Genomic DNA, 12,739 nt, shown 5'->3' with positions numbered 1-12,739 from the left:
TCACCAGATGTCCGTAGGCGGACACAAAAAAACCGGCCGCAAATCGCTGGCCGGTTCATCACCCCGACCTCTTTAGCGACTTCTTTAACGTGGCTGCAAGCCGGCCGGCCAAATCACCACGGGATAAGAGCACTATACTGCGCGTGAGCGCTTGCGTCAATTCTCGGTGGCTGCGAATGATCCCGGATCGGCTGAAGGGAGAGGGCGGTGCAGGCAGGCATTCTGGCAGACAAGGGGATCGCGGCGCTGTTCGACGCCGGGGCACTCATGTCGGAGCGGCCGCTCGATGCCGACCAGATCCAGCCGGCCAGTCTCGATCTGCGTCTTGGGCGCAAGGCCTACCGCGTGCGCGCCAGTTTTTTGCCGGGGCGCGAGCGGTCGGTGAGCGACAAGCTCGAACGGTTCAAGCTGCACGAGTTCGACCTCACTGATGGAGCGGTGCTCGAGACCGGCTGCGTCTACATGGTCCCGCTGCTCGAGACCTTGAGGCTGCCCGACGGTATCTCCGCGTCCACCAATCCCAAGAGTTCGACGGGCCGTCTCGACATTTTCACGCGTGTCCTGACCGACGGGACCCAGGAATTCGACAAGGTGCCGGCCGGCTATTGCGGCCCGCTCTATCTCGAAATCAGCCCGCGCACCTTTCCCATCGTGGTGCGTGCGGGATCGCGATTGTCACAGATCCGCTTTCGCGCCGGGTCAACGCAGCTCTCCGGTGAGGACCTCACCGCGCTGCACGAGAGCGAGCGTCTCGTGACGGACGAGACGGCGAACGTATCGGGCGGCGGGATCGCGCTGTCGATAGACCTTGAGGGCGGTGAAGACGGACTGGTGGGCTTTCGCGGCAAACGGCATACATCGGTGATCGATGTCGACCGGAAGGCGGCGCACGACGTGCTCGATTTCTGGGAGCCGATCCATAACCGCGGTGCGGGGGAACTCATCCTCGATCCGGACGAGTTCTATATCCTGGTATCGCGCGAGGCGGTCCACGTTCCGCCGCTCTTTGCCGCGGAGATGACACCGTTCGATCCGCTGGTCGGCGAATTCCGCGTTCACTATGCCGGATTCTTCGACCCCGGCTTCGGCCATTCGGCGGCCGGCGGTAACGGCAGCCGCGCCGTGCTGGAGGTGCGCAGCCATGACGTGCCGTTCATCATGGAGCACGGGCAGATCGTCGGCCGGCTGATCTACGAGCGCATGGCCGAGCGTCCTTCGGCGCTCTACGGGACAGACCTCAAATCAAACTATCAGGCGCAGGGCCTCAAGCTTTCGAAGCACTTTCGCCCGCTTCGCTGAGCACGGCATTTCCGCCGGCCGAAAGGGCGGCCACTTCCGCGCGCAATGCCCGCACTTCGCTGAGGATGTTGGCCTGGTTGTCCTGCAACGATTCCCGCTCCGTCGCGGCTGCCGCCTCGTGCTCTTCCTGCATGGCCGAGACGATGATGCCGATGAAGAGGTTGAGAACGGTGAACGAGGTGGCGATGATGAAGGGAATGAAGAAGAGCCATGCGTGCGGATAGGCGTCCATGACCGGGCGCACGATACCCATCGACCAGCTTTCCAGCGTCATGATCTGGAACAGCGAATAGGCCGAAGCGGCGATCGAGCCGAACCATTCGGGAAACGCCGCGCCATAGAGCTTGGTCGCCATCACGGAGAAGACGTAGAAGACGAGACCGAGCAGGAGGACGATCGACCCCATTCCAGGCAGCGCAGCGATCAGCCCGCCGACGACGCGGCGCAGGGACGGCACGATGCTGATCAGGCGCAGGACCCGCAGGATGCGCAGCGCGCGCAGCACGGAAAGATTGCCGGTCGCCGGCAACAGCGCGATGCCGACCACGATGAGGTCGAAGATGCGCCAGGGATCCTTGAAGAAGGAAAGGCGGTAGACCGCGAACCGGGCAAGAAGCTCAACGACGAAAACAGCCAGGATCAGGCGGTCGAAGATCAGGATCGGCGTACCGAACCGCTCCATCACCTCAGGCATCGTCTCCAGTCCAAGCGTGACGGCATTGACGATGACGAGCACGGTGACCAGCCATTCGAAGCGCCGGGATTCGATGATCGATTTGAGCGAAGCCATGAAGTCATCCGCGTTTCCTGTCGGCGCGGTAAGTGCGGGCATCACAAATCGAAGTCAAGAGCTTGACAGCCGCGCACCACACGGCGAATGCTTTGTCCCTCGGCGGGCGTAGTTCAGTGGTAGAACGCAAGCTTCCCAAGCTTGATGTCGTGGGTTCGATCCCCATCGCCCGCTCCAATCGACCACACCAGATGGTTTCATGGTGTTTCGTTCTGTTTCCATATCTATCTGATAATTAATGGAAAATACGGAAGCCTGCTGACGTGTCGTACCGCGTCGTCCCATTCCATCCCGCGCCATCTCACGCGATTTACAGTACGATTCGACATGCGTACCGTCGCACCGATCAGACCGTACTGTATTCGATGGGAAAACACATGGCTTTGACAGATGTAAGGGCGCGACAGGCCAAGCCGGCTGATCGGCCCTATCGCATCAGCGACGCAAACAATCTCTATCTCTACGTCCGGCCCAGCGGGAAAAAGGTCTGGCGGTATGACTACTCGCTGAACGGGCGGAGAAATACACTGACCCTCGGCGCGTATCCCGAAGTGTCCCTCAAGGACGCGCGCCGCCTCCATTCGACGGCGTTTGATCTACTGAAATCGAACAAGGACCCCGCGATGGAGCGGCGGCGGGAGGCGGCAGCACTAAAGGCAGAAGCTGCCAACACTTTTGGGGGAATTGCCGACGAGTATCTGGAGCGACTGGTTCAGCAAGGCCGCACCCGGAAGACAATCGTCAAGAATGACTGGTGCCTCAATCGTCTGGCAGCAGAACTGAGGCCGATGCCGATCCGTCAGATCACCCCGGCCGATGTGCTGCGTGTCATCAAGGCAGTGGAAGCGAGCGGAAGAATTGATACGGCCCATCGCACGAGGGCGGCGATCAGTGCTGTTTTCCGTCTGGCTGTTGCCACGCTGCGTGCCGACAGCGATCCGACTTATGCACTCCGTGGCGCCTTGCTCCCCAACAAATCCACGCCTCAGGCGGCCATCACCGATGAACGTCGGTTCGGAGCTTTGCTCGCCAACATCGAAGACTACGATGGATGGCCCACATTGAGGGCGGCCTTGAAGATGATGGCCCTCTGCTATCCCCGCCCAGTCGAACTGCGCAAAGCGTGCTGGGAACATTTTGATTTGAAGCGGGCGGAGTGGACGATACCTGCCGAACATTCCAAACTGCGCCGTGAGTTTGTGATACCGCTTAGCCCACAGGCCATTGACATCGCCAGATCCGTGGCGGCTTTCTCAGGTCGTCGTGGTCTCGTGTTTCCCTCAGTGCGCAATCCCGATCGGCCGCTCTCGGAAAACGCGATGAATTCAGCGCTGAGGAGGATGGGCTATGCCAAAACAGAGCACACCTCCCATGGCTTCCGATCCAGTGCCAGCACTATTCTGAACGCGCGTCGGTTTCCATCGGATGTAATCGAGGCCTCATTGGCTCACCTCGATCCGAACAGGGTGAGGCGCACATACAACCGTTATGACTATTGGGATGAACGCGTCGCCATGGCACAGCAATGGGCAGACATCTGCGATCAGCTCAGGCTCACAGCGCTGCGTCGCGACAACAGCGATCTCGTCTAGGCCGGGCGTAAAGCGTTTCACTTTGTTTGCTGCAACCTACAAATGGACGATTAGCGCCCCGATACTGACCGTTTGGACTCTGTCAATGAACGGCGAGAACGTGCCCAGACCGCATGAATAAACCCTGTTTCCAACCATGTAGGATGACCTGCGACTTTTCGAAAGCGGTGGTTTGGGCATCCCGTGACAATGTCGCGCTCCTGGGAGAACCACAGCTCCTGACCTATTGTTGGGCAGGTAACCGATGAAATCGCTTTGCCGGTGCCGCGCGTCGGACTGATGCGCCAGATTATCATCCGTTGGGAGTGCGGGCCCGGACAGACATTAATGCGCCGCGCTAGGCGACTTCTCTGTGGTGAGGAGGAACATGCCGGAGTGAGGCCAGTTAGACAGGCTGTCCCCAACGAGGCTCTCAATCACCGGTGTATCATTCAGATTCATGCCTTAGTGCGAAGTTGCACGCTTCTACGCTACCAGACCGATGGCTTTGCGTTGGCTCGCACATCGGATGGCAGGACGAGGCCAGCGCCGCATTGGTGACGTCGATGATTTCGGTCTCGCGTTCCGCGGCTGAGTTTGGTGTTTGATGTCAACGCCGGTTTCCCCAGTCAAACCATGCGCGGCTGCTCATCGCATTAGCGATGGAATGAAAGCTGTCGAGCCATGCCTCATCTGTCGCTGCGGTCACGGGAGGCCTGTTAGCAGACCGTGCAATTGGTTCGACCCATCCGCACAGGCGCTGAAGCCCATCGTGGCTATCCCCGCGCGAAATGAAGTGGCCCGCCTACCACGGCTTCTTGCGGCTTTAGAGCAGCAATCTCTGCCGTCGGGAGACAAGCTTTCGGTCCTCCTCCTGATCAACAATTCGACGGATGGGTCGGCTGCGTTGGCAAAAGAGTTGGCGAGTCGATCGAACCACGTCGACCTGACAGTGCACACAGTGAACTTTGCGCCTCAGATCGCAACCGTCGGGATGGCGCGTAAGACAGCTATGCATCGTGCACTGACGTTGGCACCGTCGGCCTCACCCGTGCTGCTGATGACGACGGACGCCGATGCCGAACCGCATCACGACTGGGTTGCCGCAAATCTGAGAGCTGCGCATACAGGCGCGGATCTCGTCACTGGCATGATCTTGGCAGACCCATCGGAAGAGGCGTCGCTGGGGGGCGCCCTGATCAACCGAAGCCGCGCCTTCGGTGCCTATTGCCAAGCCCGCAGTCTCTTGGAATCAATCATCGACCCCGTCGACCATGACCCCTGGCCGCGCCACCTTTTCGAGATGGCAGGGAGCATTGCCGTTCGGAGTGATGTCTACGCCGCAGTGGGTGGGCTTGATCCGCTCGCATATCGCGAAGACCTTGCCTTCGTCTCGAAGGTGCGAGCATCTGGCTACTTGGTGCGTCATAGCGTGGAGGCGGTGGTTTCTGTTTCTGCACGTACATGCGGCCGTGCGCCTCAAGGTATGTCCCAGAGCCTGGCACGGTGGAAAGTCGAAGCGGAGCGTGGCGAGCCGCTGCTCGTGGAGGATCCTGATAAGACCATCGCGCGATTCCTGCTTCGCAAGGACCTGCGTACCGCCGACTTGCTGAAGCTGCGGGCGCGGCTCCAGGCGGAAGGAATCAAACGGCTGAGATCGCCGTCCTGTGAACACGCTGAAAGAGCAGCTGCCATCGAGGTTCTGGCAAAGGACAATCCAGATGCATGCGAAGTTCCCGTGGAGTTCGCAGTTTCGCAGTTTCAACGCGCGATGTTCCGGTACGTCGACAAGGATACGAGCGGAGAACTCGCAAGTGTCGTATGATTTGGCGAGCTTGACCAAGGCAATCAACGTGGAGTCTGCTGTATGCGATGCTCAGGGCAGCTTTCCAGAGGCTGCATTTGAGGCACTGGAGGCCGCTGGTCTTATCGCGCAGCCGCCGGTGAAGACGGAGGCAACGCCTGAACTGCTTAGGCTTCTTGCCGCAGTCGGCCGCGGAGATATGAGCACAGGCCGTCTTTACGAAGGACACGTCAACGCGGTCATCCTCGCTCGCCAATTTTCGCGCGGTGCTGCGTTGGAAAGAGCGGAGCGGCTGCTAGCGGCAGGTGGTACGTTTGGTGTTTGGAACACAGACGCCCCTCAGGAGCCGTTGGTAATCGAGAATGGAGTGCTGTCCGGCAAAAAGAATTTCGCGTCCGGCGTCGATCGGTTGAGCCATGCGATCGTTACTACCGGAAGCATGGCGGAACGCATGATGTGGCTCGTTCCAATCGAGAACCTCTCGATCGACCGTTCATGGTGGAAGCCCATGGGCATGCGATCTTCCGGTAGCCACGTCGTCGATTTCAGCGGTGTGGTTCTAGAGGACGATTGGGCCATCGGATTTCCAGGGGATTATACGAGCGAGCCCTTGATATCCGCTGGAGCGATCCGCTTCGTCGCAGTTCAGGTGGGTGGCATGCATGCGATCCTGGATGTCACGCTCGACCATTTGAGACGCTTGTCCAGATGTGAAGATCGTCTTCAGCAACAGCGACTGGCGAAAATGGCGATCGCCGTCGAGACCGGATATCTGTGGCTTGATCGGGTAGGAAGAGAGTGGCGGCAGCCGAAGCTTGCGAAGACAGTGATCCCATCGACGGCGGCTGCACGCGGCGTGGTCGAAAACGCAGCCATGCTCGTCCTCGATCTGGCCGAAAAGTCCGTGGGCGCCGCCGGTATGATCGCGCCCCATCCGCTGGAGAGGCTGGTTCGCGACCTGCGCACCTATTTGAGGCAGCCTAACCCCGATGGGGCGGCGGACGTCCTCGGGAAGTCGGTCGCTGACCTTGAGTGGGCCCCGGGGCTTGGACGCGCCACGCCATGAGCCGATTTGTCGTGACCGACCTCGGCGAACCGATCCTCGTCGTTGCGCCTCATCCCGACGATGAAACGCTTGGATGTGGCGGCTTAATCGCGCTGGCCATGAAGGTCGGAATCAAGGTGCACACGTTGTTCGTTACCGATGGCAGCGCCTCGCATCCCGCATCCAAGAAGTATACTCCCGACCTCATGGCTGACATCAGAGCGGCAGAGGCTCAGGAGGCGTTGCGGCGTCTCGGCGCGAAAAATCAGCCAAGCTCTTTTCTCAAACTGCGAGATGGCCGGATGCCTGTCCCAGGCCAAAACGAATATGCTGATGTGGTAGATTTCGTCTCTGATCTCGTCTCAGTGTCGAAATTCAAGACCGTTATCGTGCCATGGCGACGGGATCCGCACACGGATCATCGCATCTGTTGGCAAATTGCAACCGATGCTGTGCGGCGTAGCGGGAGGCAAACCACCTTCCTCGAATATCAGATCTGGCTCGAAGAAAGCGGGCGGCCGGAAGATTGGCCGGGAGAAGCAGAAGTGGACGATGCAACGCTCGATATCTCCGAAGTGGTCGATATCAAGCTTCACGCGCTTGCAGCGCATCGGTCCCAGATGGGTATGGTGGTCGATGACGACCCGAGCGGTTTCGTTCTGTCTTCAAAGACAATTGCACGCTTGGTTGTTGATACCGAAAGCTACTGGGTGAGCCGATGGCCGGTCGCATAGACATCGACGGCTTCGAAGATCTGTTCCGAAGCAATCCTGACCCTTGGGAATATGAATCGTCGCCGTTCGAAGCGCACAAGCGTAAGATCTTGCTAAATCATATAGGTTTGAGATGCAGAGGCCGGGTGCTTGAGCTTGCCTGTGCAAACGGCGTTACAACGCAGGCTCTGTTGAGATGCGCGTTGCGCCTGACCGCGCTGGATAGCTCGACGACCGCGATCGCACAGGCAAGGGCGCGTTTGACCGATGCAGATCGTTTGCGGCTGATACACGGAGAGTTACCTTACGGCATGCCAAAGCAGCAGTTTGATCTGATCGTCGTTTCAGAGATCGTCTACTATCTTCACCGCAGCGCCTACACTTTTCTGGCAAGAGAACTCTTAAAGCGCCTAGCCCTTGGCGGACGAGTTGTGGTTCTGCACCATCATGTCAATTTTACCGATGCCACGGTACGTCCCGAACAAGCGCATTGCGATTTCGTAAGGTTACTCGGAAAGAGATTGTTGCTGGTTAGATCAACTCGTACAGCGCGATATTCGGTTTCGGTCCTTGTCGCAGTAAGACACGGCTAGCGGATCTCGCTGCGTGAATCGGGAGCAGGCCGCCGAGGTCGAAGACTTCCAGACTTTGCGAACGCAGCGCGTCCTCTAAATCACAATCGAGGTTAGGGGGTGAGACGGCGCCACAGTATCTACGTTGGGAGACTTCCCCCATATCCTCGGGAGAATTGATAAATCCGAGCGCATCTGAAGGTGGAGCCAGTCGCGGAGGGAGCGCTGCCATCGACACATCTGCTGCACCCCTTTTGAGCAAACGCGATCGCTGTTGCCCCGATCGAGAGAAGAGCGTTTGCCTTCGCCTAACCCTTCGGGCGCAAGCGAACGTCAACCTTGCTTGAACACTGAGTGCAAAGCGGAAATCGATCTCCGCTCGGTGCTGCAGCCGTTCTAGTTTGCGTTGAGGCAGCTTAGCGCGCCAATTCCAGCCTATCGATCGCGCCAACAGCATCAGTTTCTTAACAATCAACGACTAGGATCTCGATCTTTACAGGGACAAGGGACATTGTCGAATGGCGAGGCTGTGTGAAGGCTGCCGCGACGGACATGAGATCGATCTGTCTTTTTCGATGGCGTTCCAGCCGATCGTAGACCTCGATAACGGCATCGTCTTCGCCCATGAAGCTCTCGTCCGTGGACCGCAAGGCCAAGGCGCAGCGACCGTTCTATGCCAAGTTGATCAGAATAACAGATATGCCTTTGATCAGCAGTGTCGAGTGAAGGCTATTCAACTGGCAGCAAGGCTCTATCACCGTGACAGCCCGACCAAGCTTTCGATCAATTTTATGCCCAATGCCGTTTATGAGCCACGCGCGTGCATCCGACTTACACTTGAAACTGCCATGAAAGTCGGCTTCCCACTCGATCGGATCATATTCGAGTTCACCGAGAACGAACAGCTCGACACCAAACACGTCCTTCACATTCTGCGCACCTATCGTGCCATGGGATTTAGTACCGCGATTGACGATTTCGGGGCGGGCCACGCCGGCCTGGCGTTGCTTACACAGTTTCAGCCGGACATTGTGAAACTGGACATGGGTCTCGTCCGAGGCATCGATACGGACCCGGTCAAACGCGCTGTGGTCAAGCATACGCTCAATCTTCTGCGCGACTTGGGCATCACACCGCTTTGCGAGGGCGTAGAGACGTTTGCAGAGCTTGAGGTTTTGCGCGATTTCGGCGTTTCCCTCGTGCAGGGCTATCTTCTGGCAAAACCGGCATTCGAAAGTTTAGCCACGCCTGTCCACATCCGTGGCTCTGCCCGTGCGTCAACTTACTGACCTAGTGGATGCGGCCGGCTGTCTCGAAAATTCTGGAGAGGTTCTGATGCAAATGCACATTTCTCCCCCTGTTTCGATATCAACGTATAACCTGGATCTCCTGCTAGGGTCCAATCCGAACCTGATAGCCGTGTTCGATGCTAGCGACCGCCTCATTCTCGCGAACGCCTCATTTCGAGAGGTTTACTTCTGTGATCCTGCGCAGAGACCGTACTGGCACGAGTTCATGCGCCAGAACTTCATTCATCGCCGCGGCCCGCTGATCGAGACAGACGATATAGAGGCCTGGCTTACCGCTGCTGATGCTCGCCGTGGCACAGTTCCCCACCGCGCTTTTGAAGCAGAAATGGTGGATGGACGGATCTTCTGGATCACTGAGACATTGGATCTCAAGGGCTTCCTGGTTTTAGTCGCCAGTGAGATCACTGCTCTGAAGGCGCCGGGACGCAACATCCGCGTGGAGCGCGATGAAGCACGCCGCGCATCCTGGACAGATGAACTGACGGACGTCGCCAATAGGCGTTACGTCATGAAAACTTTGAGAGACTGGCTATCTCAAAGGCTTCAAGAGGAAACTTTTGGTGAGCATGCCATTGCTCTCATCGACATTGATCGCTTCAAAGATGTGAACGACCGGTATGGCCACGATTTTGGCGACGTCGTCCTTATCGAATTCTGTCGGCGTTTCGTTAGCGGCATTCGGCTCCAGGACCTTTTCGGAAGAATGGGCGGCGAAGAGTTCCTTCTGTTTTTGCCCAATTGCTCGGTTGCCGATGCCACTTTACGCCTGCAGGCTATATTAAAAGACATTGGAAGCATTCGGTTCGCCCAAGCCCCCGACTACTCGTGCAGTTTTTCAACCGGGATCTGCTCCGTGCGGCCGGACAGGCGGCCGGACAGGACACTGGATCATACCCTTAGCACGGCAGACCGTTTGCTGTATCAGGCAAAGGCATCGGGCCGCCGATGCATCGTGTCCGAAGAGCCGGCTGAATAGCGACCCGATTTGGCTTGATGGCCGGCTGGTTTGTTGCTCGAATCGACAGCTAGTTGGTCCGTTCAATCTCATAGAGCACCCCCCCGCGCCAACAGATGCACTGCCATGATGGCGAGCCAAGCCGTATCGTCGCCTGCCTCGGCGTCGCCTTGGTGGTCCCTGCCACGATTATATCGTCATCGTGCGGCATTGTGCCTGTCGCGTTGTCGTGATCGTGCGCTTGGTCTGGCGGTTGAGCGTCCCGTTGATGTCCCGCATCTCCTGCACCGTCTCGAACCCGATGAGGTCGTGGCAGATGATGGTCATTGTGCCGGATGCCGGGTACGATGGCTGACCTCCCACAATCACAACTTTCCGCAACATCACCGGGTAGCCATTGGGCTGGCTCACACCTCCGATCTCGCGCAGCGCGCCATCCACATTTATGGCTGTCGCGTTCCAGTCTTCCATTCTGCAGTCTTCCGATTTCCGTAGGCGCTACCACGAGCTCATGCGATCATGCTTCCGATGCCGGCGCTCTCGTGTCGGCCGCCACCAGGAAAACGAACATGGCCAAGGGTCAGCAAAAGGGTAACAAGGAAGCGCGAAAGCCGAAGAAGGAGAAGCCGAAGACGACAGCCGCGGCGCCGTCTCAGAAGGACCTTCTCGGCGAGCACAAGAAGCAGAAGTAGCGCGGTGTGAGCCGCGCCTAAACCACCATGATCGCCGGCAGGTCATCCGGCACGAGCAGCGGCGCCAGGATACCGAAGATCGTCGTCGACATCGGCACATTGACGGTCTCGCCCTTGGCATCGCCAACGACGGTCCACTTGATGCCCTTCACCTGAGTCAGCACCTTCCGCTCGGCGGCGGTGTACGTCTTCGAGAAGAACCCCGGCGTGCGCCGTTCGATCAGTGCGGCCTCATAGGCGGCATGCTCGACACGCAGCGGGATCAATCGAATGACGGCCGGGGTCTGTTCCAGACCGAATGCGCAACCATAGGAATCTGACCCCGATGGCGACGCTTGAACGCCTTGCCTCTGCGCTGGCCAATCGGCTTTCTGCGTAGTGCCCGGCCTGCGGAATCCCCGACTAAGGGCAAGCGGATGTCGAGACCCATACCCTGCGAATGGTGCGGAAGGCCAAACCTCATGGTCCGCGATCGGGTTCTCAACTGCGTCGCTTGTTGTAGTCCAGAGAACTGAACGGCCGGCTGTGGGAACAAACTGGGGAGCGGCGGCGTAATCCGGACATGACTTTGCAGCACATGAACGGGACAGGCGAAATTTCCTTCTTCACGGTTGGTCACTCGAACCGCAGCATCGAAGAGTTCATCCAGATCCTACGCGATGCCAATGTTGGCATCGTTGCTGATGTGCGGCGGTTGCCGGGGTCGCGGAACTATCCGCAGTTCAACGGAGATAGCCTCGCCTTGTCGCTTAACGAAGTGCAGATCGCCTATGAACATCTGACACGGCTCGGCGGTCGCCGTGGCAAGGTGGGGGCCATTCCGGCCGAAGTGAACGGTGTCTGGCGCAACAAGAGCTTCCAAAATTATGCGGACTACGCACTATCGGAGGAATTCCGGGAAGGTTTCGATCGCCTGATCAAACTGGGGGCGGAGCGACCCTGCGCGATTATGTGCTCCGAAGCCGTCTGGTGGCGATGTCATCGACGTCTCCTTGCGGATCATCTCCTGGCATGCGGCAAAGGCGTGTTTCACCTCATGGGCAAGGGGCGGACCGAGCTTGCCACTCCAACGCCGGGAGCCGTCTTCCGCGAGGATGGTACAGTTGTCTATCCGGCAACTGGAGCTTGAGCGTTGCTGCCGAACGACAATGGCGTCGTTGAGGCTGGCCCGTGCTTGATGGCAGCTATTCGCTCATCGTGATCCAAAACTGGACAGTCCCGTTTCGCCCCCAAGCGGTAGTGTCCCGGAGTGTTTCTCTCTCGGCCGATCAATCGACAGCAAGCTTCGTGTCTGTGCCCTAGTCAGGATCAGGATCCGCGATGTGGTCGTTGGGGCGGAGATCAGAACTCGCGCGATCGTTGTTCAGTTAAAGACGGGGCGGCCAGTCCAGTTCGAAATCACAACCGACGTCAGAGCCAGCCGTCTAGCTTGGCTCGAACGACGTGGAGGATCCGTCGAAGACTATGCGTTTCCGCGCTGGGTGGATCACTCCCGCCATATGAGCACAAGGCAATTCGCGCGCCTAGTCGACGAATAGGTGACCGCGATTGGTCTGCGTTCGGACGAGTATGGAACACACTCACTCCGTTGCACCAAGGCATCAATGATCTACAGGGCGACGGGCACCATCCGGGCCATCCAAAACTTGCTTGCCCACTCCAGGATCGAGAACACGGTGCGGTCCCTCGGCGTCGATGTAGAGGGCGCACTGCTTTTGGCCGAACGGACCCAAATCTGACGTAGAACGGCCATCCGACTGAGCGCGGATGGCCGCTCACGGCATGCGCTCTGATAGGCTACTTCGGCCATTGTGGGGTGGGAAGCGGGAATCGGCGGCGGACTGGGAAAAGGGCCGTTCAGGTGGTCGCTGAGCTTCGAGCGCGAAATGGTGACGCCATGCTTGATATTTTGAATGAAGCATCCATTTACCATCCACAGGGATGGTTGAGGGCTGGCAATGAAAAATGTGACGGGTATACGGGAGCGC

General features: G+C 58.4%; 13 protein-coding genes, 1 tRNA gene, 1 pseudogene and 1 riboswitch. Of the genes and pseudogenes, 12 read left to right on the top strand and 3 right to left on the bottom strand.

Translation table 11 applies throughout. The features are described from left to right. Positions 1-51: 51 nt before the first annotated feature. Positions 52-130: riboswitch (SAM riboswitch) on the bottom strand. Between the two features lie 77 nt (positions 131-207). Further along, the gene (locus tag CN673_RS15125; protein ID WP_099867234.1) at positions 208-1,299 is read left to right on the top strand and encodes a 2'-deoxycytidine 5'-triphosphate deaminase; all 1,092 of its coding nucleotides are present in this window, start codon (positions 208-210) and stop codon (positions 1,297-1,299) included. Here CN673_RS15125 and CN673_RS15120 read toward each other — a convergent pair. Continuing rightward, entirely contained in the window at positions 1,265-2,089 is an 825-nt protein-coding gene (locus CN673_RS15120; RefSeq protein ID WP_099867453.1) for an ion transporter, read from the bottom strand. The genes CN673_RS15125 and CN673_RS15120 overlap by 35 nt on opposite strands. Positions 2,090-2,191: 102 nt before the next feature. Here CN673_RS15120 and CN673_RS15115 point away from each other — a divergent pair. The 8 genes from CN673_RS15115 to CN673_RS15080 all read left to right on the top strand — a co-directional run bounded on the left by CN673_RS15115 (position 2,192) and on the right by CN673_RS15080 (position 10,080). Then, positions 2,192-2,266: transfer RNA gene (locus CN673_RS15115), tRNA-Gly, on the top strand. A gap of 200 nt (positions 2,267-2,466) precedes the next feature. Further along, positions 2,467-3,681, top strand: a complete 1,215-nt coding sequence (locus tag CN673_RS15110) for a tyrosine-type recombinase/integrase (protein ID WP_099867233.1) — start codon at positions 2,467-2,469, stop codon at positions 3,679-3,681. A gap of 751 nt (positions 3,682-4,432) precedes the next feature. Continuing rightward, positions 4,433-5,485: a glycosyltransferase family 2 protein gene (locus tag CN673_RS15105; protein WP_157928909.1), complete on the top strand. Its 1,053-nt coding sequence runs from the start codon at positions 4,433-4,435 to the stop codon at positions 5,483-5,485. A 10-nt stretch (positions 5,486-5,495) separates the two neighbouring features. Continuing rightward, complete coding sequence (locus CN673_RS15100) at positions 5,496-6,530, top strand: acyl-CoA dehydrogenase family protein (RefSeq protein ID WP_157928908.1); 1,035 nt, start codon at positions 5,496-5,498, stop codon at positions 6,528-6,530. Continuing rightward, positions 6,527-7,243: a PIG-L deacetylase family protein gene (locus CN673_RS15095; RefSeq protein WP_099867230.1), complete on the top strand. Its 717-nt coding sequence runs from the start codon at positions 6,527-6,529 to the stop codon at positions 7,241-7,243. The genes CN673_RS15100 and CN673_RS15095 overlap by 4 nt, the downstream gene beginning before the upstream one ends. Further along, positions 7,228-7,815, top strand: coding sequence for a class I SAM-dependent methyltransferase (locus tag CN673_RS15090; RefSeq protein ID WP_099867229.1), 588 nt, complete (start codon positions 7,228-7,230; stop codon positions 7,813-7,815). The genes CN673_RS15095 and CN673_RS15090 overlap by 16 nt, the downstream gene beginning before the upstream one ends. 497 nt (positions 7,816-8,312) lie before the next feature. Beyond that, entirely contained in the window at positions 8,313-9,083 is a 771-nt protein-coding gene (locus tag CN673_RS15085) for an EAL domain-containing protein (protein WP_099867228.1), read from the top strand. 46 nt (positions 9,084-9,129) lie between these two features. Further along, positions 9,130-10,080, top strand: a complete 951-nt coding sequence (locus CN673_RS15080; RefSeq protein WP_099867227.1) for a sensor domain-containing diguanylate cyclase — start codon at positions 9,130-9,132, stop codon at positions 10,078-10,080. 168 nt (positions 10,081-10,248) lie between these two features. On the opposite strand, the gene CN673_RS15075 is transcribed toward CN673_RS15080, so the two are convergent. Next, a complete protein-coding gene (locus tag CN673_RS15075) occupies positions 10,249-10,530 on the bottom strand; it encodes a hypothetical protein (protein WP_099867226.1) in 282 nt (93 codons plus the stop codon). Between the two features lie 98 nt (positions 10,531-10,628). On the opposite strand from CN673_RS15075, the gene CN673_RS21470 reads away from it, so the two are divergent. After that, a complete protein-coding gene (locus CN673_RS21470) occupies positions 10,629-10,751 on the top strand; it encodes a hypothetical protein (protein WP_280951190.1) in 123 nt (40 codons plus the stop codon). Positions 10,752-10,768: 17 nt separating this feature from the next. Here CN673_RS21470 and CN673_RS15070 read toward each other — a convergent pair whose 3' ends face one another. Next, positions 10,769-11,017 (bottom strand): hypothetical protein, encoded by a 249-nt coding sequence (locus CN673_RS15070; RefSeq protein ID WP_099867225.1) that lies wholly within the window; start codon positions 11,015-11,017, stop codon positions 10,769-10,771. Positions 11,018-11,328: 311 nt separating this feature from the next. Here CN673_RS15070 and CN673_RS15065 point away from each other — a divergent pair, with 311 nt between their 5' ends. Beyond that, a complete protein-coding gene (locus CN673_RS15065; protein WP_099867224.1) occupies positions 11,329-11,880 on the top strand; it encodes a DUF488 domain-containing protein in 552 nt (183 codons plus the stop codon). Between the two features lie 139 nt (positions 11,881-12,019). Continuing rightward, a pseudogene (locus tag CN673_RS21345) lies at positions 12,020-12,490 on the top strand (tyrosine-type recombinase/integrase); the annotation flags it as partial. Positions 12,491-12,739: the final 249 nt, after the last annotated feature.

This window comes from Neopararhizobium haloflavum, from assembly GCF_002750855.1.
GTDB lineage: Bacteria > Pseudomonadota > Alphaproteobacteria > Rhizobiales > Rhizobiaceae > Georhizobium > Georhizobium haloflavum.
This window is presented reverse-complemented; position numbering and strand designations above follow the sequence as displayed.

Excerpts from the sequence above, each read along its gene's own strand:
- CN673_RS15085 (WP_099867228.1), top strand. The coding sequence starts at position 8,313 with ATGGCGAGGCTGTGTGAAGGCTGCCGCGACGGACATGAGATCGATCTG.
- CN673_RS15090 (WP_099867229.1), top strand. The coding sequence starts at position 7,228 with ATGGCCGGTCGCATAGACATCGACGGCTTCGAAGATCTGTTCCGAAGC.
- CN673_RS15120 (WP_099867453.1), bottom strand. The coding sequence starts at position 2,089 with ATGGCTTCGCTCAAATCGATCATCGAATCCCGGCGCTTCGAATGGCTG.
- CN673_RS15075 (WP_099867226.1), bottom strand. The coding sequence starts at position 10,530 with ATGGAAGACTGGAACGCGACAGCCATAAATGTGGATGGCGCGCTGCGC.
- CN673_RS21470 (WP_280951190.1), top strand. The coding sequence starts at position 10,629 with ATGGCCAAGGGTCAGCAAAAGGGTAACAAGGAAGCGCGAAAGCCGAAG.
- CN673_RS15065 (WP_099867224.1), top strand. The coding sequence starts at position 11,329 with ATGAACGGGACAGGCGAAATTTCCTTCTTCACGGTTGGTCACTCGAAC.
- CN673_RS15080 (WP_099867227.1), top strand. The coding sequence starts at position 9,130 with ATGCAAATGCACATTTCTCCCCCTGTTTCGATATCAACGTATAACCTG.
- CN673_RS15110 (WP_099867233.1), top strand. The coding sequence starts at position 2,467 with ATGGCTTTGACAGATGTAAGGGCGCGACAGGCCAAGCCGGCTGATCGG.
- CN673_RS15095 (WP_099867230.1), top strand. The coding sequence starts at position 6,527 with ATGAGCCGATTTGTCGTGACCGACCTCGGCGAACCGATCCTCGTCGTT.